This is a genomic window from Actinoplanes sp. NPDC004185 (genome assembly GCF_053603475.1).
On sequence record NZ_JBSGFR010000005.1, the window covers coordinates 34,021 to 54,351 of the forward strand.

Sequence of the window (20,331 nt, forward strand, 5' to 3'; positions counted from 1 at the left end):
TTCGCCGGCATGCCCGAGCGGCTCTTCGTCTGCACGCCGAGCAAGCTCGGCTCGTATGCGGACTGCCCCCGGCGCTACCGCTACACCTACGTCGACCGGCCGTCCCCGCCGAAGGGGCCGCCCTGGGCGCACAACTCCCTGGGCGCGAGCGTGCACACAGCTCTGAAGAACTGGTATGCCGTGCCACCGGACCGCCGGGTCCGCGAATCGCTGCCCACGCTGCTCAAGGCGACCTGGGTCCGTGAGGGCTACCGCGACGTCGAGCAGGAGCGGATCGCCTACCGCAGGTCCCTCGACTGGCTCGACACCTATGTGGCCGGCCTCGATCCGCTGGAGGAGCCGCTGGGCGTCGAGCGCGTGGTGGCGACGAAGACGGGGGTGCTGGCTTTCAACGGCCGGGCCGACCGCATCGACTCCCGGCCGGGCGAGCAGGGGCCGGAGGCGGTCATCGTCGACTACAAGACCGGCCGGTCCGGACTGGACGCCGACGACGCCCGCGGCTCGCAGGCCCTGGCGCTCTATGCCTACGCGGCTCAGCGCGTGTTCCGCCGGCCGTGCCACCGGGTCGAGCTGCATCACCTGCCCACCGGCACGGTCGCGGCGCACGAGCACACCGAGGAGTCCCTGGCCCGGCAGGTGGCGCGGGCCGAGGACACCGCCCGCGACATCATCGCGGCCGAGAAGGCGGTGGCGGCCGGGGCGGATCCGGACGCCGAGTTCCCCACCAACCCGGGCAGCCTCTGCGGCTGGTGCGACTTCCGGCGTACGTGCCCGGCGGGGCAGGAGGTGGCGGCCAAGGAGCCGTGGGCCGCGGTCGAGCACCTCGAACGGGCGTCAGGCTAGGCCGACCCGTTCCAGCGCGGCGCGGCGTTGCGGAGCCATCTTGTACTGCTCCGGGACGGTGGTCAGGAGGGCGGAGAGCAGCAGACGCAGGCCGCGCACCGAGAGGTCGGCGGACAGGTCGGTGGTGGGCAGGCCCAGGCCGCCGTACATCTTGCGGGCCCAGCCCGGCAGCAGGGCGACTGCCGTGCCCGCGACGCCGAAGTAGGCCCAGCGGGCCGGCCCGAGATTCATGGTCAGCCGCAGCGCGCGGTTGCCCCAGAAGTCGGGCAGCGGCGGCACGGTGAGGAAGAGAGCGGTCTCGGCGGCCTCGCGGGTGATGCCCAGCTGGGGGCGCATCTCCTCGTAGTAGGTGGCCACCTCGGCCGCCGTGCTGGGGACGATCGCCGGGTCCAGGCCGACGAGCTCGGCGGCCTTGAGCTGCTCGGTGTAGTAGGTGTCGACCTCGTCGTCGGTCAGCTTGAGGCCGGCGCGGCGAGCGGTGGACAGGAACGACTCCACCTCGGCGACGTGCACCCAGCGCAGCAGCTCCGGCTCGTCGATGCGGAAGCGTTCCCCCGTGCGCGGGTCGGTCGCGGTCATCCGGGAGTGCATGCGCCGGATGCGGCTCGCGACCCGTTCGACCTCGTCGGTGCTGCCGTAGAGCACGGTGCCGACGTACTCGGAGGTGCGGTTGAAGCGGCCCCACGGGTCGGCTTTGTAGCCGGAATTCTGGGCGACGGCCGCGACCGCGCGCGGGTGCAGCGCCTGCAGGTAGAGGGAGCGAAGGCCGCCCATCGTCACGATCGGTTCGTTGTGCACTTTCCACGTGACCGAATCCGGGCCGAAGAGTCCGATGTCCGGGCTGCTGTCCATGCCTCCAGCGTGCCACGCGAAAGCCGAAGTTGAACAGGTTCAGACAGAACGTTTCGGCCGGCACGCGGGGCAGAGGCCCCAGAAAGTGACCTCGGCCTCGTCGACGTCGAAGCCGTGGCTGACGTTCGGGTCCAGGCAGGGCCGCTCGCCGATGGCGCAGTCGACGTCCTCGATGGTGCCGCAGCTGCGGCAGACGACGTGATGATGGTTGTCGCCGACCCGCGCCTCGAACCGCGCGGGGCTGCCGGCCGGCTCGATCCGCCGGGCCAGCCCGGCCCGCGACAGAGCGCCGAGAACGTCGTAGACGGCCTGCGTGGACACCGAGTCGAGACGGTCCCGCACCTGCCGGGTGATCTCCTCGACCTCCAGGTGACCGCCCTGGGTCAGCACATCGAGCACCGCGACCCGGGGCCGCGTGACCCGCAGCCCGGTCGCCCGCAGCAATTGCTCACCGCTCGTCATCACACCATGACAGCACGGCAGGCGTGCGTACTCAACCGGTTCATCTGCCGGGTCGGGCACCGATTCATGTTTTCCGGACACTGGTGCACGCGACGGTGAACCGGAATGGTCCACTGCGCGTAGGCGCACACAAGGGGGGATGTTTGCGTCGTCAGATAGTTCTGGTCTGGCGGACCGGATCCCGTGCGACTTGAGGAGGTGACCGTGTTCGATCAGATCAACGGCCTGCCCGTACACGCTCTCGTGATCCACGCGGCGGTGGTCTTCGTGCCGCTGCTGGCGCTGACGGCCATCGTGTACGGGGTGCTGCCCCGCTGGCGGTCACGGGTCGGCTGGGCAGCGGTGCTGCTGGCGGTCGCCGCGCCCCTGACGACGTGGGTGGCCACCGAGTCGGGCGAGGCGCTCCGCGGCCGGCTGGTGGCGGACGGCCTGAGCGGTCCGCCGCTGGCCGCGATCGACGACCACATGGGGTACGGCGAACTGACGTTCTACTTCTCGCTGGGCCTCGGCGTCGTCACGCTGATCATGGTCTTCCTGACCCTGCGCCGGACGGAACGCCCACTACCTCGCGCAGCGGACCTGGGACTGACGGTGATCATGGTGGCGCTCGCGGCGGTTTCCGGCTATTACGTGTTCAGGACCGGGGATTCCGGGGCCCAGGCAGTGTGGGGCTCGGGGTCCTGACGATCCGCCGCTCCGGCCGCCATGTGGGGTGGTGGCCGGAGCGGTGCCCGCCCTCCGGCCTGGCCCGCGCTCCGGTCAGAAGAGGACGCAGGCGCAGAGCAGACACATCAGGATCAGGGCGATCGCGCCGACGACCAGGCCGATGCCGTAGGTCACCGTGCGGGCCGAGCCCTCTGATTCGTCGAGGGCGTCCATGTCCTGCGGCGGCATCGAGCGCGGCGGCGGGGGCTGCCGCACCACCGGTGGCTGCCAGTGTGGCGACGGTGGCGGCGTGCGGGGTGGGCCTTGGTAGACGGGGGTGGGATCGGGCGCCGGGGCCGGGCGGCCGGCGCCGAAGGGCTCCGGCTCGGCATCCGGGCGCTGCCAGTACGCGTCGTCGTCGGATCCGGTCGGGGCGCTCACGTTCATCGACGCTACATCCCTCGGGTACCGACAGCGCACGCGACGCGGCTTACCCTCGTAGCGTGGACATCTTGGACGAGCCTGAACGTGATGCCGACGCCGAGCGCACCGTCGACTTCGAGCCCGAGGAGACGCCGCTGCTGCCCGAGCAGACCCGCGACGACACCGAGCGCGGCTGGGGCTTCGGCGGGGACGATTCGAACGACGACCGCCTGCTCGAGGACCGCCCGCCGCACTGGGGCTGAGCCACCCACCCGGCCGGGCCGAAGCGACTGCCCACCGGGTCGGAGCGGAGCGGCTACCCGTCAGGACGGATCAGAATGGCATAGCCGCCGCCGGGCGTGGTCACAGCCCGCCGGGCGTCGGCCGGCGTCAGCGCGAGGAGCAGGCCGCCGCTGGTGGGATCCTCGGCTCCGGTGACTTCGAGCACCAGGGCCGCCGTCGCGATGGCTTGCGGGCTCTCGCCCGTGTGGGACAGCCGGAAGACGTCGACGTGGTCGCCGGGGTGGATGAGGCGCAGGGCGGTGGGCTCGGCCAGGCGGATCGGCACACCGATCGAGCCCGGCGGCACCGCGAGGGCACCCGGCGGCCCGCCGGACCGGTCGGAGGCTCCGGCCGCCGGCGGCGACAAGCCGGCCGGGCCACGTGCCGTCGCGGTCCCGGCACCCTCGGCGGCGGGGCACTCGGCACCAGCGGCCGGATCCGACGCCGGCTCATCGGCCATGACCGGCTCCTGGACCTCTGCCGTGCGCACGACTGAGACCGGGGCCAAGGCGGGAAGCTCAGGGTTGCTCGTCCTGCCCAGTCCGCGGGCGCCAGGCTCAGGCGTAGATCCGGCGCAAGCATCGCACCCGGCTCGGCCCGACTCGCAGGCGCCGGGCCGAGCCCACATCACCACCGCCGCCGTACCGATCAGGACCGCCACGACCGCCGACCGCAGTAAGGTCGCCCGTCCGGGCCGACGCCAGCGGACCGGATCCAGCCGGGGCTCCCGACCACCTCTGCCGCGCATAGCCCCTCCTGACCCACCCGGGGCACCGTGGACACCGGCGCCAGGGATCAGGACCATAGGCGGGACACAGCAGATCCCGGGGCCGTCCTGTGGACAACCCCGGGATGTGGACGGCCGGCCGGCTCTGAGCCGGTCGTGCTAGGAGGAGGACGTCGCGGTCTTGGCCGGGCTGGAGCCCGACGAGCCGTTGCCGGAGGAGCCCGAGCCGGACGAGCCGGACCCCGAGGAACCCGAGCTCGAGCTCGCGGCGGCCGGCGTAGCGGCCGGGGTCGAGGACGACGAGTCCGACTTGCTCTCGGTGGCGGGCGCGGCGGACTTCTCGGCGCTCACGTTCCCGGCGCGGGAGTCGTTGCGGTAGAAGCCGGAGCCCTTGAAGACGATGCCCACCGAGTTGAAGACCTTGCGGAGCTTGCCGCTGCAGTTCGGGCACTCGGTGAGGGCCGGGTCGGAGAAGGACTGCACCGCCTCGAGCTGTTCACCACACTCGGTGCAGGCGTACTGGTACGTGGGCACTGGTCCTCCGTGTTGCTCAATGGCTTGGCACTCGCCGTCTAGGAGTGCCAATGCTCCGTCATCGGAGTTTATTTCGTCCAGTCCGCGGTGTCGCTGAGACCCTCGGCCGGTGTGATGGCGGCGTGTACGCGGCGGTCGTGCGGCTCGGCCGGCACCTCGGGCAGCAGCTCACCGTCGTGCAGCAGAGCGACCGTGTACGCGCGCCCGGCGCGGGCCAGCGCGCGGTCGTAGGAGCCGCCGCCCCGGCCCAGGCGCATGCCGCTGCGGTCGACGGCCAGCGCGGGGACGATCAGCAAGGTGGCCCGGGCGATCGCGTCGACGCCGAGCCGGGGCCCGGTCGGCTCCCGCAGGCCTCGCGGGCCTGGCCGCAGTGTGTGCGGCCCCTCGTAGCGGACCCAGTCGAGGTCGTTGTCGGGCAGCAGCACCGGGAGGATGAGCCGGCCGCCCAGGACTTCGGGCAGGTCGGGGCCGCCGGGCTCCGGCGCCAGGGGGACATACGCCGCGATCATCGTGGGGGACTGTGCGCGTACGAGATCTTTGAGGGCGGCTTGGATCGCGGCCGCGGCCTTCGCGCGGGTTTTCTCGGGCAATAATCTACGCGCTGCGAGCAGCTGATCGCGTAGCGCAATCTTCCCGGGCCGAGATTTTTCCGCTCCACCGGCGAAATCCGGCACGCAACACCCCCTTTCAGAAACCGGCAAACGGCGCACACTATGTCAGCATCGCTCCAAAGAAGGCCACTTCCAGGAGGACGTGTGACTCTGCGTGGCCGACTCACCACTGCTTTTCTGGCGGTCGTGCTCGGTCCGGTTCTGCTCGGGTCCTTCTTCGTCGGTATGACCGTCGCCACAGTGAGCCGGGACCGGACGGTCGAGCGACTCGATCATGCCGCGATGACGGTGCGTACCGCCATCGGCGCGATGTGCCGGCAGCTGCAGGCGGCCGCCGACGCCGTCGCCGTGCTGCCGGAGGCGGACCGGCGACCCGCCGCGGACCAGCTCGTCACGCGCGGGCTGGCCTCCGAGATCCGGATCGGGGTGAGCGACCCCGGCGGTCAGCGCGACTGTCAGGCGCCCGCCACCGGTGGCAGCGTGACCGCCATCGTCGCGCGCGCCCGGCAGGGGCAGGTCACCGTGGCGGCCGCGCAGGCGCTCGACGCCGGGTTCGTGGCCCGGCTGGCCGCGTCCTGCGGCGCCGAGGTGACGCTGCTGGCCGGCGACAGCCCCGGCGCCGGTCCGGCCCTGAGCTCCGAATCGGCCGCTGTGAGCCGGGCCGTGGCCGCCGCGCTGCCCGATGATGTCACCGCGCGCGGCCACCACTATCTGCGCGCGGTCCCCGTCGAGCCGGGCCAGCCGCTGCCGCTGGTCGTGTCCGTGCGCCAGAACAGCTCCGTCGGCCTGTACGCGCTGCTCCTGGCCGGTGTCGTGCTGGTCGCCGGGGTGGCGATGATCGTCGCCCGCCGGCTCGCCCGCTCCACCACCCGGCCGCTGGAGGAGCTGGTCCGGGCCGTCGCCAAGGTGGCCGACGGCGAGCTCGGCACCCGGGTGCCGGTCGGCCGGGACGACGAGCTGGGCCGGCTCGCCGGCACGTTCAACCGGATGACCCGCGAGCTGCAGGCGTACGTGCAGGCGCTGACCGCCAGCCGCGACCAGCTCCGCGGCCATCTCGCCATCCTCGGCGACACCCTGTCCAGCACCCACGACCTGCACCGGATCCTGGAGGTCATCCTGCAGACCGCGCTGTCGGCCACCGGGGCCCGGGCCGGCGTCGTGCTGCTCATCGACCCGGCCGACGGCCGGCTCGTGGCCCGCTGCGCCGAGGGTCTGACCGGCCGCTGGGACGTGCCGGAGGCCGAGCTGCCCGCGCTGCGGGTGCCGCTGGGCACGGGCATCCTCGGTGCGGTCGCGGCCAGCGGCGAGCCTCGGCGCGGCAAATGCGGGTCGGACGGGGGCACGCTCGACGAGCCGGCCTGCCGGACGTACGTGGCCGTGCCGATCTGCGCCCCGGCCACCGTCGGCGACCCGCTCGTGCCCGGCGACACGTTGATCTCCGGGCGGCCGGCGACGCTGGGTGTGCTGGCTCTCTACGACCGGCTCGGCAGCGACGGATTCGACGACGCCGACCTGCTCACCCTGCGGACCTTCGCCGGGCAGGCCGGGGTGGCCGTGCACAACGTCCGGATGCACGAGGAGGCGCAGCGGCTCTCGCTCACCGACCCGCTCACCGGGCTGTGGAACTACCGCTACCTGCGCGAGTCACTGCGCCGCGAGGTGGAACGGGCCAGCCGCTTCGGCCGGATGCTGACCGTGCTCGTGCTCGACCTGGACCATTTCAAGGACGTCAACGACAAGTACGGGCACGCCGCCGGGGACACGGTGCTGGGGGAGTTCGCCCGGCGGATCCGGGTCGGGCTGCGCGAGGTCGATGTCGCGTTCCGCCAGGGCGGCGAGGAGTTCGTGGTGCTGCTGCCGGAGACCGACGCGTACGGCGGGGTGATCGTGGCCGAGCGGCTCGGGGCCGCGGTCCGGGAGATCCCGGTGCCGATCGATCCCCGCCGGCAGGACGCGGCCACCGGGCAGCCGGTCGACCGGGTCGCGATCAGCGTCTCGATCGGCATCGCCGTCTTCCCCGAGCACGGTACGACCGCGCAGCAGGTTCTCGATGCGGCTGACGACGCGCTCTACGCCGCGAAGAATGCGGGGAGAGACACCTACCGCCTGGCCGAGTCCGCACCGGTGCCCGCAGCAACTGTGACCGATACCGCGGTTTCAGCCGGTGTACCGGAGGGGCATTTCGATCATGCGGCGGGTCCAGATGCCGTGCCGCCGGGCACGCCCGGCGGGCCACAACCGCCGCGACAGGCCCGTGGCCGATAGTCTCGCGGCATGTCCGGGCATGAACTGAGCGAAGGTGCGGTGACCCCTCAGATGACGACAGAGGCCCATGCGAGCGGCCGTCGGGCGGTGAAGGCTGTCATTCCGGCAGCCGGACTCGCGACGCGTTTCCTGCCGGCCACCAAGGCCGTACCCAAGGAGCTCCTGCCCGTCGTGGACCGCCCGGTCCTGCAGTACATCGTGGAGGAAGCCGCCGCGGCCGGGATCACCGACGTGCTGCTGGTGACCGGCCGGGGCAAGACCTCGATGGTCGACCACTTCGACCGGCGCCCCGACGTGGAGGCCCGGCTCGAGGAGAAGGGCGACCTCGAGCGGCTGGCCGCGGTCCGCCGCACCAGTGAGCTCGCCGACATCTACACCTGCCGGCAGGGTGAGCCGCTCGGCCTGGGCCACGCGGTCGGCGTCGCCGCCTCGCACATCGGCGACAACGCGTTCGCGGTGCTGCTCGGCGACGAGTTCGTCGAGGAGGACGAGCCGCTGCTGCCGGCGATGCTCGACCTGCAGGCGCGCACCGGTGGCATCGTGCTGGCGTTCATGGAGGTCAAGCCCGAGGAGACGTCGCGCTACGGCATCGCCTCGGTGCGCCCGTCCGACCTGGGCGAGGACGTCGTCGAGGTGACCGGCCTGGTGGAGAAGCCGGCCCCGGCGGACGCCCCGAGCAACCTGGCCGTGCTGGGCCGCTACATCCTGCCGGCCACGATCTTCGACGCGATCGACAACACCAAGCCCGGCAGCGGCGGCGAGATCCAGCTGACCGATGCCATGGCGGCACTGCTCGATTCCGGTACGCCGGTGCACGGCATCGTCTACCGCGGCCACCGCTACGACACCGGGATGCCGCTGGGCTACCTGCAGGCCGTCGTCGAGATCGCGGCCAAGCGGGCGGACCTCGGCGAGGAGTTCCGCGCCTGGCTCGGCGAGTTCGTCGCCGGCGGTGCCAAGGGATGACCGCTACGGCCGATGCCGAGGCGGCCGCCAACGAGCTGATGCCTCTCGCCGAATACCTGGGCAGCGTGCTGCGCAGGTTGCGGGCGCTGCCTCCGCTCGACCTCGACCTCACCCAGGCCCACGGCAACGTGCTGGCCAACGACGTGCTGGCCCCGCACCCGTACCCGGCCTTCGACCAGGCGGCCATCGACGGGTACGCGGCCCGCTGGGAGGACCTCGCGGCCGCGGGGCGGATCGGGTCGCACCCGTCGTTCGGGGCGTTCGAGGGCGGTCCGCGCCCGGTCCGCCTCAACGTCGTCGGTGACCTGGGTGCGGCCAGCTGGCGCCCGGTCCGGCTGACCCCCGGCACGTGTTTCTCGGTGGCGGCCGGTGCGCCGCTGCCGATCGGGGCCGACGTGGTCGTGCCGGTGCACTGGACCGACCAGGGCATGGCGGCGGTGGAGATCCTGCACGCCCCGAAGCGGGGCTCCGGCGTCCGGCGGGCGGGCGACGAGCTGCCCGTCGGCCGGGTGCTGGCGTCCGCGGGCTCGTACGTGACCCCGGCGATGGTGGCGGTCTTCGCGGCGTCCGGGATCGGGCACGTCGTGGTCCGGCCCAGCCCCCGGGTGGTCGTGGTGGCCACCGGCGACGAGCTCGTCGACGTGGGCCGGCCCAGCCAGCCCGGCCAGGTCGTCGACGCCAACTCGCACGCGCTGACCGCGGCCGCTGTCGAGGCCGGCGCGCTCGCGTACCGGATCGGCATCTGCGACGACGACCCCGAGGGCCTGCGCGGCCTGCTGGAGGATCAGACGCTGCGGGCCGACCTGATCATCACCACCGGCGGCACGGGCACCGGCCCCGGCGACATGCTGCGCCGGGTGCTGTCCCGCCGCGACCATGGCCGGGGCACAGTCGAGTTCACCGACGTCGCCCTGTGCCCGGGTGCCACCCTCGGTTTCGGCACGGTCGGCGGCGAAGAGGTCCCGGTGGTCTGCCTGCCCGGCGAGCCCGGTGCCGCCCTGATCGGCTTCGAGGTGCTGGCCCGGCCGGTCATCCAGCTGCTGGCCGGCTCCGAACCGGTGTTCCGCCCCAGCGTCAAGGCGCACCTGCTGGAGACCGTGTCGTCACCCGGCGGCCTGCGCGAGTTCCGCCCGGCACACGTCGCGGAACGGCGCGGCGGTGGCTACACTGTGCAGCCGCTCGCCGGAGGGCCGTACACTCTGTCCGGCCTCGCCGAGGCCAACGGTCTGCTGGTGCTCGGGGAGCGGGTCACCGCGGCGGCAGCCGGGTCGACCGTCGACGTGTTGCTGCTCGACCGGAGGCGATGATGCTGGGGTCCACGCCCGGATGGCCTGCCGTCCTGGCGGAAGGATCCGTGCTGCTCAGGCCGTACCGCCGCAGTGACGCGAAGGCCTGGTCCGAGGTCCGGATCGCCAACCAGGCGTGGCTGAGCCCGTGGGAGTCGGCCCCGCCCGGCCCGTGGGCGGAGATGAACTCCACCCGCGCCTACCTGTACGTCTACCGCGACATGAAGCGGGCCGCCCGGCACGGCGACAGCATGCCGTTCGCCGTCTGCCTGCGCGAGAACGACGGCAGCGAGCGGCTGGTCGGGCACATCAATCTGGGCAGCATCGTGCGGCGGGCGTTCAGCTCGGCGTACGTGGGCTACTGGGTGGACTCGCGAGTGGCGGGCCGCGGCGTCATCCCGACCGCGCTCGCGTTGGCGGTGGATCACGCGTTCGGTGCAGGCGGCCTGCACCGGGTCGAGATCAACATCCGCCCCGAGAACGGCCCCAGCCGGCGCGTGGTGGAGAAGCTCGGCTTCCGCGAAGAGGCGTACCACCCGCGCTACATGCACATCGACGGTGCCTGGCGCGACCACCTCGGCTACGCGATGACCAGCGAGGAAGTCGCGGCCGAGGGCGGCCTGGTGGCCCGCTGGCGGCGGCTGCGGGCCAACGCCCAGTAGCCCGTCCCCGCATATTTGATCATCACGACGGTACGTCCCCGGCGCGGCGTGCCGTTAAATCGTGACTCCCGTGCGTAGCCTCGGGGAGATTAGGACTTTTGTGTGCCCGGAGCCACCGGCTCGGGCACCGCAGGCTGACGGGAGGGGTGAGGGTGCCGACCTCGGTGCTCCTCGCCGTCCTCGCCGCCGCCGGGTTGCTCGCCCTCGCACCGGCGCTCGTGCGCCGGTACGACGCCACCGAGCGCCTCGCGGCGGAGCGGGCGTCGTCGACGGCTCGGGTGCTGCAGCGCCGCCGTCGGCTCCGCACTGTGCCCGGACGCCGACCGGTAAACCCCGGACGCCAGTACCTGGTTACGTCGCGGACCCTAACGGGTGACCCGGCCCCGGTGTCGGCCGCCCCCGTATCAGCGCCACCGGCCCGCAAACTACGGCTCGTACCGGCCCGCCGGCCGGTCCGCCGCCCCCCGGTCCGCCGCCAGACCCCGGCAGTGGTCCGCCGTCGCCGCGTCTTCGCGGCGCTGCTGCTGCTCAACGTCATCGAGCTGATCGGCGTGCTGGCGGTCGGCCCCGGCTTCTGGATCAGCTTCGCGGTGACCGGCGCCCTGCTGGCCGTCTACCTGGTGCACCTGCGCAACCGGGCGATCGCGGACCGGCACCGGCGCCGCGTCGAGGCCCGGGAAGCGGCCTGGCTGGCCGCAAGACAAGCAGAGGTACGCCGGGAGCAGGCGCGCAGGGCCGCGGCGCGGAGGGAAGCGCAACGTCGGCTGGCGGCCCAGAAGGAAGCCGTACGGCGGGCAGCGATGGGGTTGGACCGCGACCCGTCCGACCTGCCGGCCGCGGTCAACGGCGGCTCGGTGTCATACCGCAGAGGCGGCGGGCTGCGCGGACGGCCGTACGAGGCAGGCGGCCGCGGCCCGAAATGATCTCCCCGGCGCGCCGGGGAGGGTGATTCGCGGCAGGCTGGGCCGACCTGTTAGCCTTGCTGCGGTCCTACGGGACCGGGGGGCTGTGGCGCAGTCTGGTAGCGCACCTCGTTCGCATCGAGGGGGTCTGGGGTTCAAATCCCCACAGCTCCACGAAATCCTGGGATCCCCCCGTCCGCATGAAGCGCGGACGGGGGGATCTCGTCATTTCTGCTCCGGGGGCCGAGCCCCCGGACGCCCCGCGCTGTAGTGGGCGCGGTGGGTGCTTCGGTTGCGGTCGCTTGGTGGGTCGCGCTGGGGTGGTTCTGTTGTGGTCGGTGGTTTTGGCTTGGTTCGTGGTCACCACCAGTAGTTGTCCTGGGGGGTGTAAGGCTTCTCCAGGGTGGCGATCTCGTCTTCTGTCAGTTTGAGTGACAGCGCATTTGTGGCGTCGTTCAGGTGGTTCGGCTTTGTTGCGCCCACGATGGGGCAGGAGACTGCCGGCTTGGACAGGACCCAGGCCAGGGCCACCTGGGCCATCGGGACGGCGCGGGCTTCGGCGACCTTCTGGATCGCGTCCACGACCGGTTTGTCGGCGTCGCGGTCGAATGCTGTCGCGACGGTGTCCGTTGATGAGCGGGCCGTCTGTTCGCCCCAGGGGCGGGTCGCCCGGCCCTTCGCCAGCGGGGAGTACGGGGTCAGGCCCACACCCTCGTCGAGGCACATCGGGATCATGTCCCGTTCCTCCTCGCGTTTCAGGAGGTTGTACTGGTCCTGCATTGCCGCGAACGTTGTCCAGCCGTTCCGGGCGGCCGCGTGTTGCATCTTGGCGAACTGCCACGCCCACATCGAGGATGCGCCGAGGTAGCGGACCTTTCCCGCGGTCACCAGGTCGTGCAGGGTCGCCATGGTTTCCTCGACCGGGGTCTCCGGGTCGAAGCGGTGGACGTAGTAGACGTCGATGTGGTCGGTGCCCAGCCGGCGCAGGGAGGCTTCGGCCTGCTCCAGGATCGCCTTGCGGGACAGGCCGCTGCCGCCCGGTCCTCGTGCATCGCCTTCCACGCCGTCGGCGCACCTGGACCCGCTAAGCCGGGCACCGGCCGTGCTTGGATGGCGGGATGACGTTCACGGTTACCGACGTGCCCGAGCGGGAGCGCTTCGAGGCCCACGACGAGGCGGACGCGCTGGCCGGCGTGCTCACCTACCAGCTGACCGGCGGGATCATCGCCTACACCCACACCAAGGTCGATCCGCAGTTCGAGGGCCAGGGCGTCGGCTCGGCCCTGGCCCGGGCGGCGATGGACGACGCGCGCGGCAAGGGCCGGACCGTCGTGCCGATCTGCCCTTTCCTGAGCGGGTGGCTGGACAAGCACCCGGAGTACGAGCCGATCGTGGCCCGCTCGACGCGCAAGGTGAAATGAGCGCATGCGCCGGCTGACCTACTACATCGCCGTTTCGCTCGACGGGTTCATCGCCGGGCCCGGCGGGGAGTTCGACTTCTTCGCCTTCGAGGGGGATTTCGCCGCCGCCGTGCTCGCGGACTTTCCCGAGACGCTGCCCGGGCCGGCCCGGGTTCCGCTCGGGATCGGCGATGCGCCGAACAAGCGGTTCGACGCGGTGGTCATGGGTCGCGGGACGTACGAGCCCGGGTTGGCCGCCGGGATGACCAGCCCCTACCCCCACCTGCGGCAGTACGTGTTCTCCCGGACCCTGGCCGGCGTCGATCCCGGCGTCGAGATCGTCGCGGGTGACCCGGTGGAGGTCGTGCGGCGGCTCAAGGAGGAGGACGGGCTCGGCATCTGGCTCTGCGGCGGCGGCCGGCTCGCCGGGCAGCTGCGGGACGAGATCGACGAGCTGATCCTGAAGATCAACCCGGTGGTGCTGGGCCGCGGGATCCCGTTGTTCGCCGACGGGTTCCGGCCCGCCCGGCTGCGCCTGGTGCAGACCCGCGTCTTCGAGACCGGCACCATCATGGCGACCTATGCGAGGCCCTGAGCGCTCGACGGCTGCCTCCACCGACGGGGCCGGGCCGGCGGCTCCGCTGCACGTTCGCCGGCCGTCCTCGCGGGAGCTGCCCGACCTCTTTCCCCACCTGGCCGAGCTCTACGCCGCCGTCTATGCCGAACCGCCGTACCGCGAAGGGCCTGACGACGTCGCGGCCTTCGCCGCGCGGCTGCCCGAGGAGGTCCAGCGTCCCGGGTTCGCGCTGGTCGGAGCCTTCGCCGGCGATCGGCTGGGCGGCGTCGCCTACGGGTGGCCGCTGCCGTCCGGCGAGTGGTTCGGCGGGACCGTGGAGGAGCCGCCGGCCGCCGTACGGCAGCTCGCCAAGTTCGTCGTCATGGAGTGGCAGGTGCTCGCCGCGCACCGGAATGCGGGTGTGGGCCGGGCACTGATCAGCGCGCTGCTCGCCGACCGACCGGAGCCCGTCGCCATTCTCGCCGCCGATCCGCGTGCCGCCGCGCGGGCGGTCTATGACCGCGCGGGCTGGCAGCGGTGCGGCGCGCTCGCATTGCCCACTGGCGCCGTCATGGACGTCCTGTTTTTGACGCTGTAGGAGTTACGACCGATCGGTTGCCCGGCGCGAGTTGCGCCGGATCATGGGCGCATGACGACGTTCATCGCTCAGCTGAGCGACTCGCACATCACCACCGGGGCGCTCGGGGCCGGGCCCGCCACCGGTCTGCAGCTGGCTCTCGCCCGGGTCATGGGACTCGACCCGCGGCCCGATTGTGTCGTCATCACCGGCGATCTCACCGATCACGGCCGGCCCGACGAGTACGCGGCGCTGAAGGAGATCATCGGGGATTTTCCGCTGCCGTTGCACCTGGTGACCGGCAACCATGACTGCCGGGGGCCGCTGCTCGATGCTTTCGGCGGCCGGCCGTACTACGCGGTCGAGTATCCGGCGTTCACGTTCGTCGCGCTGGATTCGCTGGTGGAGGGTTCGCCGGCCGGGCGGCTCGGTGCCGCCCAGCTCTCCTGGCTCGACGACGTGCTTCGGGGCCGGCCTGACGTGCCGGCTCTGATCGGTCTGCACCATCCGCCGATGCCGGTCGGCATCCGCTTCCTCGACGGCATGCGGCTGCTCGACGGTGACGCGTTGCGCGAGGTCGTCGCCGCGCACGGCAATGTCGCCCGGGTGATGGCCGGGCACGTGCACCGGCCCATCACCGCGGCCTTCGCCGGCAGCGTGCTCACCGTCGCGCCGAGTCTGTGGCGCCAGACCGGGCTGCTGCTCAACTCCGACGCGCCGCCCGGTTATCTGGCCGAGCCGACCGGGTTCCTGCTGCACATGATCGAGGGCGATGACTGCGTCACCCATACCGTGCAGGTCAGTCATGCCGCTGCTCTGCTCGGCGCATACTGACTGCCGCTCGGCGCACGGGATCAAGGAATGTCGTACCCCGGAGATACGGTCTAGGTGGGCTGGGAGAGGGGCTGACCATGATCGACCATGTTGTCCTCGGGGTGCACCACATCGACGACAGTCGGCACTTCTACGAAAACGCTCTGCGCCCGCTCGGGGTCAAGGTCCTGGTGCAGGAGCCTGAGCTGGTCGGTTTCGGCGACGACAGCGGCAAGCCGTTCTTCTGGCTGGCCCTGCGTGAGCCGTCGCACCGGGTGCACGTGGCTTTCACCGCGCCCGACCGGGCCGCGGTCGATGCCTTCCACGCCGCCGCGCTGCACTCCGGTGGGGTCGACAACGGACCACCGGGCCTGCGGCCGGAATACCACGCCGACTACTACGGCGCCTTCGCCTTCGACGCGGACGGCAACAACATCGAGGCGGTCTGCCACCGTCCGGCCTGAGCGGAGCCCGGCCACCGGCAGCAGAAGCTGGCAAAAAGGGCGCATCGCTACTTTCGGGTGGTATTCCTGGAGTGTCTCCAGGAGGTGACAGTCATGCCAGCACCCCTGCCCAGCAACGAAGCCGACCGGCTCGCCGCCCTCTACGAACTGCACGTGCTCGACACCGCCCCCGAGAGCGACTTCGACGACATCGTCAAGCTCGCCTCGACGGTCTGTGGCGTGCCGATGTCGCTGGTCAGCCTCATCGACATCGATCGCCAGTGGTTCAAGGCCAAGATCGGCACCGACCTCACCGAGACGCCGCGCGACCTGTCGTTCTGCGGTCACGCCATCCTCGGCAAGGACGTGCTCGTGGTGCCCGACGTCCGTGACGACCCGCGGTTCGCCGACAGTCCCGCGGCCGGCTCGCACCAGGGGATCCGGTTCTACGCCGGGGCGCCGCTGATCACCAGCGACGGCTTCGCCCTCGGCACCCTGTGCGTGATGGACTCGCGGCCCCGCAAGCTCGACGTCGAGCAGGTGCAGGCGCTGCGGGCGCTGGCCCGGCAGGTCACCTCGCAGCTCGAGCTGCGCCGGTATGCGAGCGCCCTGGCCAACACCACCGCCCGCCTGCAGGAGCTGGAACGCCGTAAGGACGACCTGGCCGGCCTCGTCGGCGGGGAGCTGCGGGCGCCGCTGCGGCTGATGCGGTCGTACCTGGCCGACCTCGGCAACTCCGGCCACCACGACGCCGAGCTGGCCGACCTCGTCGGCCGGGCCACCGCGGCGCACGTGCGCGGGTTCGGCGACCTGCTGGACCACCTGGCCTCGATGGCCGAGGTGGGCAGCGGCGCGGACAGCCTGCACATGCGCCAGATCGACCTGACCCGGCTGACCCAGCGGGCGGTCGAGGCGATCCGGCCGATCGCGGCGACCAAGCAGATCTGGATCCTCAACCAGGCCGGCGGCCCGTCGCTGCCGATCATCGCGGATCCGGTACGCCTGGAGCAGGTCCTCATGCACCTGCTGTTCGCGGCGGTCAAGTACACACCCGCCGGTGGCCGGGTCCGGGTCGGCACGGAGATCGAGTCCGGTCCCACCGTGCGGCTCGACGACATGGACATGCCGGACGGGATGCGCCCGGACCTGTTCCCGCACCTGTACTACGGCGCGATTGCGAACCCGGCGGTCCTGCACGGCCCGGACCAGGGCCTGGCCGTCGCCAAGCGGGTCCTCGACGCCCACCACGCGACCGTGGCGCTCTCCGACCGTCCCGGTGACGGGACCTCGCTGCACGTCGTCTTCCCGTTCGCCGAACGCGAGCTGGTCGACGCCTGACCCGGAGCACGGTCAGAACGACGGATCCCGCACCCGCCCGGCTGCAGTTCGGGCGGGTGCGGGACCCTTTCTCAGGCCCCGCGGGTGACCACAGGGCCGGAGCCGCCGCCCGGGGGCGAGCCGGCTGACGGCAGGTCTTCGGGCTCCCAGGGTCCCGGTGCCTGGCTCGGCACCGGCGGGCGCGCGGTGGCGCGGCCCGTCGCCGGGTGGACCGGGTCGCCCATCTGGCCGAGCACCGGCGGCCAGGTGTCGACGGCCGGTGCGATGCCCTGGCTGGGTCCGGCCGGTGGGATCGAGGGGATCATCGGGGCCTCCGCGGCGAGGTCGCGCGCACCGGTGAGTCCGGCGCGGTGCAGTTTGTGCCAGCGCAGCCGGCCGCCGGTCATGGCGGTCACCGCGGACTGGATCAACACCAGGTACATCAGCTGCCGGTACGCGAACTGTTGCAACGGCAGGCGCCACAGCGGGCGCAGCGACTCGTGGTCGAAGCGGAACGCCACGGCCGCGGTGAACAGCTGCAGGGCCAGCATGAGCCCCCAGGCGATCATGGTCGCGCCGAGTTCCCAGAACACCAGGCCGTACAGCAGCATGATGTCGATGACCGGGGCCAGCAGCGGCAGCGCCACCCCGAACAGGGCGAGGAACGGCAGCCCGACCCGGCCGAAGCGGCCCGAGTCGCCGGAGTCGGTCAGCGCCCGGCGGTGCTTCCACATCGCCTGCATGGTGCCGTAGCTCCACCGGTAGCGCTGGCGGTAGAGCTGTTCCAGCGTCGTCGGCGCCTCGGTCCAGGCCTTGGCCCGCTCCTCGTAGACGACCCGCCAGCCGGCCCGGCACAGCGCCATCGTCACGTCGGTGTCCTCGGCCAGCGTCTCGTCGCTGATCCCGCCGACCTGGGCCAGCGCCGTGCGGCGGAACGCGCCGATCGCGCCGGGCACGGTCGGCATGCAGTTGAGCACCTCGTACAGGCGGCGGTCGAGGTTGAAACCGATCACGTACTCGATGTGCTGCCAGGCCGCGACCAGGGTCTGGCGGTTGCCGACCTTGACGTTGCCGGCCACCGCGCCGACCGCCGGGCTGGCGAACGGCTGCACCAGCATCCGGATCGAGTCGGGCTCGAAGATGGTGTCACCGTCGACGGTGACGATGATGTCGTGCCGGGCCAGGGCGATCCCGGTGTTGAGGGCGTTGGCCTTGCCGCCGTTGGGCACCCGGATGACGCGTACGTTGGGCAGAGCGAGCCGTTCGACGATCGCCGCCGTGCCGTCGGTGGAACCGTCGTCGACGACCACCACCTCGATGTCCGGGTAGTCCCCGCCGGCCAGGGACCGGACGGCGGCCTCGATGCCCTCCTTCTCGTTGTAGGCGGGCACGATGACCGAGACCGGTTCGGTGACCGGCGGACCCCACGACCAGCCGGGCTTGCGGCGCTGCCGGGCGTGCCGGGTGGCCAGGGCGAGCAGCAGTGCCGTACGGCCGATGGTCAGCAGCCCGACCACCAGGAACAGTCCGGCCAGGGCCCACACCAGGCCGTCGGCCAGCCGTACGGTCCACAGCAGTCCCGTCCCGCGCAGCTTGTCCGTGCCGCTGGCCTCGGGGTTCACCGGCAGCAGCGGCACCGCCGCGGCCGCGTCCTTGCGCTGGTCCGCGATGGACAGGTTCAGGCCCTCGGTGACCGTGGTGAACCGGTAGCCGCGCGCCTTCATCATCGGGATGAAGACCCGCAGCGCCGCCAGCGTCTGGGACCGTTCGCCGCCCGCGTCGTGGAACAGGATGACCGCGGAGTCGTTGCCCTTGGGGGTCGCGTTGCCCACGATCTGCGCGACGCCGGGGCGCTGCCAGTCCTCGCTGTCCAGGTCGTTGACCACGACCAGGTAGCCCTGCTTGCCGGCCTCCTTGACGATCCGCCAGTTCACCTCGTCGATGGCCTGCGGCTTCGAGGAGTACGGGAACCGCGCGAGGTTGGTGTGCACGTTCGCGGCGCGGGCGATGGCGACCTGCGTCTGCGACAGCTCGAAGGCGCGCCGCCACGGGGCCAGCCGCTGCATGTTCGGGTGGGTGAACGTGTGCAGGCCCAGCTCGTTGCCGTCGGCGGTGATCCTCCGGGTCAGCTCGGGGTTGCGGGCCACCTCGGACCCGACGACGAAGAACGTGCCGTGCGCGTCGTTCTCCTTGAGCACCTGCAGGACCTTCGGCGTCCACTCCGGGTCGGGGCCGTCGTCGAAGGTCAGCGCGATGGTGCGTTCCGGCAGCCGGTTGGAGCTCTCCTGGCCGCCGGTGGTGTTGATGATCGGTCCACCGTTGCGGATGGCGGCCGGGACGCCGGCCTGGTCGCCGACCTCGGACTCCAGGTGGTCGCCGGTGAACTCGGCGTTGATGTAGGCCTGGACCACCAGCACGCCGACGAAGAGGCTGATCAGCAGCGTGCCGAGCAGGACCCGGGGGCGGGGCAGCAGCCGGCGGCGGGAGCGGCCGCGGTTGCGGCGGGCCGGTGGGCGGGTCACGGCTTGCCCTGGTCGCTGGGCTCCGGCTCCTCGGCGGGCTCGGCGTCGCGGAATACGGCCACCTCGGCCCGGACGGCGGCCACGGGCGCGACCTTGACGGCGACCTCGACCGCGGGCGGCGCCGGCGGGACGGGCTCCTGCTCGGCGGGCGCCTCGGCTGCGGGTGCTTTCGTCCCGGGCTTCTCGTCCACCGAGCCGCCGCTGCCACCGCCCTGGCCGCTGCTACCGGCGCTGCCGCTACTGCTGCCGCCGCCCTGGCCGCTGCTGTCGCTGCCGCTGCTGCCGCCGCCCTGGCCGCCGCTGCCGCTGCCGGTCTTCGGGATGGCCGGCGGGGCCGGTGGCGACGGGGGCACCGGCGCGACCGGCGGCGGAGGCGGCACCGTCGGTTCGGTGGTCGTCGGCGTCGTCGCCGGCGTTGCCGGCTTGGTCGTCGTCGACTCGACCGGCTTGGGAGTGGCCGCGGTCGTCGTGGGCTTCTTCGTCGTGGCCCCCGGCGCCGGGGTCCGGGCCGGGCGGGAGCTGGCGGTGCCGCGCGGCGTGACCGCCCGCGCGTGCCGTGGCCCGCTGACCGGCAGTCCGCGCCGGGGCAGGACCTCCAGGATCGGCTGGGCGCTGGTCGCGGTGGCGACCGGTTCGGGGGTCGGGCTCGGCCGGGCCACCACGAGATCCTCCTCGTTCTTGCCGTCCGCGAGGTCGGGCAGGGGCAGGACGGCGCTCGAGCTGACTGGTCCGCCGGCCAGGCTGACGCTGATCAGCCCCCCGTAGACCATGCAGAGGGCACCGAAGCCGTACGCGACCCGGCGCAGCATGCGGCTGCGGCGGCCGGTCGAGTCCACGAACACCGGCGAGGGATGCGCGACGACGATCACCTCGGTGTCAGGCATGTCGACGTCGGCGATTGGCGGGTTTTGGGGCTCCTGCAATGTCACGCGGCGAGCTTAGGAACATCTACGGCGATCTTGACGGCAGTCACCGGTTCTGATGACCGCCGAACGTGGGACCGGAATCAGCCGAAACGGTGAGTGTTCACGTTTGACCTGCTGAAGATGGTGTGCGTCGCATTTCCGGAGGTCTCGCTGACCTGCGGGCAAGGGTGCCGGAGGCAAAGGTTACGCCGTTTTCGCCGACGATTTCCTGTCGCATTCCCGACTGTCGTGCGCGCCATTATCCGAATGGTTTTCACCAAGAGATAAGTACCATTAAAACCAATATAGCGCTATGTACCTTTTGTCATGGGTGGAAG

At 71.9% G+C, this 20,331-nt stretch carries 23 protein-coding genes and 1 tRNA gene; 15 read left to right on the forward strand and 9 right to left on the reverse strand.

The annotated features are described in order from the left end of the window. Nucleotides 1-9 precede the first annotated feature (9 nt). The gene (locus ACWEOZ_RS06735) at nucleotides 10-843 is read left to right on the forward strand and encodes a RecB family exonuclease (RefSeq protein ID WP_451909949.1); all 834 of its coding nucleotides are present in this window, start codon (nucleotides 10-12) and stop codon (nucleotides 841-843) included. Here the strand turns inward: ACWEOZ_RS06735 and ACWEOZ_RS06740 are convergent. Both ACWEOZ_RS06740 and ACWEOZ_RS06745 read right to left on the reverse strand, forming a co-directional pair. After that, nucleotides 835-1,695, reverse strand: coding sequence for an oxygenase MpaB family protein (locus ACWEOZ_RS06740; protein WP_451909767.1), 861 nt, complete (start codon nucleotides 1,693-1,695; stop codon nucleotides 835-837). The genes ACWEOZ_RS06735 and ACWEOZ_RS06740 overlap by 9 nt on opposite strands. 39 nt (nucleotides 1,696-1,734) lie before the next feature. After that, nucleotides 1,735-2,157 (reverse strand): Fur family transcriptional regulator, encoded by a 423-nt coding sequence (locus tag ACWEOZ_RS06745; RefSeq protein ID WP_451909768.1) that lies wholly within the window; start codon nucleotides 2,155-2,157, stop codon nucleotides 1,735-1,737. Nucleotides 2,158-2,361: 204 nt separating this feature from the next. Between ACWEOZ_RS06745 and ACWEOZ_RS06750 the strand changes: the two genes are divergently transcribed. Then, nucleotides 2,362-2,841, forward strand: coding sequence for a DUF2231 domain-containing protein (locus ACWEOZ_RS06750; protein WP_451909769.1), 480 nt, complete (start codon nucleotides 2,362-2,364; stop codon nucleotides 2,839-2,841). A gap of 75 nt (nucleotides 2,842-2,916) precedes the next feature. On the opposite strand, the gene ACWEOZ_RS06755 is transcribed toward ACWEOZ_RS06750, so the two are convergent. Beyond that, complete coding sequence (locus ACWEOZ_RS06755; protein ID WP_451909770.1) at nucleotides 2,917-3,249, reverse strand: translation initiation factor 2; 333 nt, start codon at nucleotides 3,247-3,249, stop codon at nucleotides 2,917-2,919. A 56-nt stretch (nucleotides 3,250-3,305) separates the two neighbouring features. Between ACWEOZ_RS06755 and ACWEOZ_RS06760 the strand changes: the two genes are divergently transcribed. Further along, nucleotides 3,306-3,488 carry a hypothetical protein gene (locus ACWEOZ_RS06760; RefSeq protein ID WP_360545563.1) on the forward strand — a complete coding sequence of 61 codons (183 nt, stop codon included), beginning with the start codon at nucleotides 3,306-3,308 and terminating at the stop codon, nucleotides 3,486-3,488. 53 nt (nucleotides 3,489-3,541) lie between these two features. On the opposite strand, the gene ACWEOZ_RS06765 is transcribed toward ACWEOZ_RS06760, so the two are convergent. The 3 genes from ACWEOZ_RS06765 to ACWEOZ_RS06775 form a co-directional block, all read right to left on the reverse strand. Continuing rightward, nucleotides 3,542-3,967, reverse strand: a complete 426-nt coding sequence (locus ACWEOZ_RS06765; RefSeq protein WP_451909771.1) for a hypothetical protein — start codon at nucleotides 3,965-3,967, stop codon at nucleotides 3,542-3,544. Nucleotides 3,968-4,393: 426 nt separating this feature from the next. Beyond that, on the reverse strand, nucleotides 4,394-4,768 hold the full coding sequence (locus tag ACWEOZ_RS06770) for an FmdB family zinc ribbon protein (protein ID WP_451909772.1): 375 nt from the start codon (nucleotides 4,766-4,768) through the stop codon (nucleotides 4,394-4,396). A gap of 68 nt (nucleotides 4,769-4,836) precedes the next feature. After that, the gene (locus ACWEOZ_RS06775) at nucleotides 4,837-5,442 is read right to left on the reverse strand and encodes a 5-formyltetrahydrofolate cyclo-ligase (RefSeq protein WP_451909773.1); all 606 of its coding nucleotides are present in this window, start codon (nucleotides 5,440-5,442) and stop codon (nucleotides 4,837-4,839) included. Nucleotides 5,443-5,523: 81 nt separating this feature from the next. Between ACWEOZ_RS06775 and ACWEOZ_RS06780 the strand changes: the two genes are divergently transcribed. The 6 genes from ACWEOZ_RS06780 to ACWEOZ_RS06805 all read left to right on the forward strand — a co-directional run bounded on the left by ACWEOZ_RS06780 (nucleotide 5,524) and on the right by ACWEOZ_RS06805 (nucleotide 11,634). After that, a complete protein-coding gene (locus tag ACWEOZ_RS06780) occupies nucleotides 5,524-7,644 on the forward strand; it encodes a diguanylate cyclase (RefSeq protein WP_451909774.1) in 2,121 nt (706 codons plus the stop codon). A 51-nt stretch (nucleotides 7,645-7,695) separates the two neighbouring features. Next, the gene (locus ACWEOZ_RS06785) at nucleotides 7,696-8,610 is read left to right on the forward strand and encodes a UTP--glucose-1-phosphate uridylyltransferase (protein WP_451909775.1); all 915 of its coding nucleotides are present in this window, start codon (nucleotides 7,696-7,698) and stop codon (nucleotides 8,608-8,610) included. Next, nucleotides 8,607-9,917, forward strand: a complete 1,311-nt coding sequence (locus tag ACWEOZ_RS06790) for a molybdopterin molybdotransferase MoeA (RefSeq protein WP_360545551.1) — start codon at nucleotides 8,607-8,609, stop codon at nucleotides 9,915-9,917. Before ACWEOZ_RS06785 ends, ACWEOZ_RS06790 begins: the two co-directional genes overlap by 4 nt. Further along, a complete protein-coding gene (locus tag ACWEOZ_RS06795; protein ID WP_451909776.1) occupies nucleotides 9,914-10,558 on the forward strand; it encodes a GNAT family N-acetyltransferase in 645 nt (214 codons plus the stop codon). Before ACWEOZ_RS06790 ends, ACWEOZ_RS06795 begins: the two co-directional genes overlap by 4 nt. A gap of 152 nt (nucleotides 10,559-10,710) precedes the next feature. Beyond that, nucleotides 10,711-11,481: a divisome protein SepX/GlpR gene (gene sepX / locus ACWEOZ_RS06800; protein WP_451909950.1), complete on the forward strand. Its 771-nt coding sequence runs from the start codon at nucleotides 10,711-10,713 to the stop codon at nucleotides 11,479-11,481. A gap of 79 nt (nucleotides 11,482-11,560) precedes the next feature. Next, a tRNA-Ala gene (locus ACWEOZ_RS06805) sits at nucleotides 11,561-11,634 on the forward strand. Nucleotides 11,635-11,820: 186 nt separating this feature from the next. Here ACWEOZ_RS06805 and ACWEOZ_RS06810 read toward each other — a convergent pair. Continuing rightward, entirely contained in the window at nucleotides 11,821-12,522 is a 702-nt protein-coding gene (locus ACWEOZ_RS06810; protein WP_451909777.1) for an aldo/keto reductase, read from the reverse strand. A gap of 56 nt (nucleotides 12,523-12,578) precedes the next feature. Between ACWEOZ_RS06810 and ACWEOZ_RS06815 the strand changes: the two genes are divergently transcribed. From ACWEOZ_RS06815 to ACWEOZ_RS06840, 6 genes are all read left to right on the forward strand, one after another. Further along, nucleotides 12,579-12,881, forward strand: coding sequence for a GNAT family N-acetyltransferase (locus ACWEOZ_RS06815; RefSeq protein WP_451909778.1), 303 nt, complete (start codon nucleotides 12,579-12,581; stop codon nucleotides 12,879-12,881). A 4-nt stretch (nucleotides 12,882-12,885) separates the two neighbouring features. Then, nucleotides 12,886-13,455, forward strand: a complete 570-nt coding sequence (locus ACWEOZ_RS06820; protein WP_451909779.1) for a dihydrofolate reductase family protein — start codon at nucleotides 12,886-12,888, stop codon at nucleotides 13,453-13,455. Then, entirely contained in the window at nucleotides 13,442-14,014 is a 573-nt protein-coding gene (locus ACWEOZ_RS06825) for an N-acetyltransferase family protein (RefSeq protein WP_451909780.1), read from the forward strand. Before ACWEOZ_RS06820 ends, ACWEOZ_RS06825 begins: the two co-directional genes overlap by 14 nt. A gap of 51 nt (nucleotides 14,015-14,065) precedes the next feature. Then, the gene (locus tag ACWEOZ_RS06830) at nucleotides 14,066-14,827 is read left to right on the forward strand and encodes a phosphodiesterase (RefSeq protein WP_451909781.1); all 762 of its coding nucleotides are present in this window, start codon (nucleotides 14,066-14,068) and stop codon (nucleotides 14,825-14,827) included. A gap of 77 nt (nucleotides 14,828-14,904) precedes the next feature. Then, nucleotides 14,905-15,270: a VOC family protein gene (locus ACWEOZ_RS06835; protein WP_451909782.1), complete on the forward strand. Its 366-nt coding sequence runs from the start codon at nucleotides 14,905-14,907 to the stop codon at nucleotides 15,268-15,270. A 93-nt stretch (nucleotides 15,271-15,363) separates the two neighbouring features. Continuing rightward, the gene (locus ACWEOZ_RS06840; RefSeq protein WP_451909783.1) at nucleotides 15,364-16,587 is read left to right on the forward strand and encodes a GAF domain-containing sensor histidine kinase; all 1,224 of its coding nucleotides are present in this window, start codon (nucleotides 15,364-15,366) and stop codon (nucleotides 16,585-16,587) included. Between the two features lie 71 nt (nucleotides 16,588-16,658). Here ACWEOZ_RS06840 and ACWEOZ_RS06845 read toward each other — a convergent pair whose 3' ends face one another. Next, the gene (locus tag ACWEOZ_RS06845) at nucleotides 16,659-19,088 is read right to left on the reverse strand and encodes a bifunctional polysaccharide deacetylase/glycosyltransferase family 2 protein (protein ID WP_451909784.1); all 2,430 of its coding nucleotides are present in this window, start codon (nucleotides 19,086-19,088) and stop codon (nucleotides 16,659-16,661) included. Continuing rightward, nucleotides 19,085-19,972 carry a hypothetical protein gene (locus ACWEOZ_RS06850; protein WP_451909785.1) on the reverse strand — a complete coding sequence of 296 codons (888 nt, stop codon included), beginning with the start codon at nucleotides 19,970-19,972 and terminating at the stop codon, nucleotides 19,085-19,087. The genes ACWEOZ_RS06845 and ACWEOZ_RS06850 overlap by 4 nt, the downstream gene beginning before the upstream one ends. Between the last annotated feature and the right edge of the window lie 359 nt (nucleotides 19,973-20,331).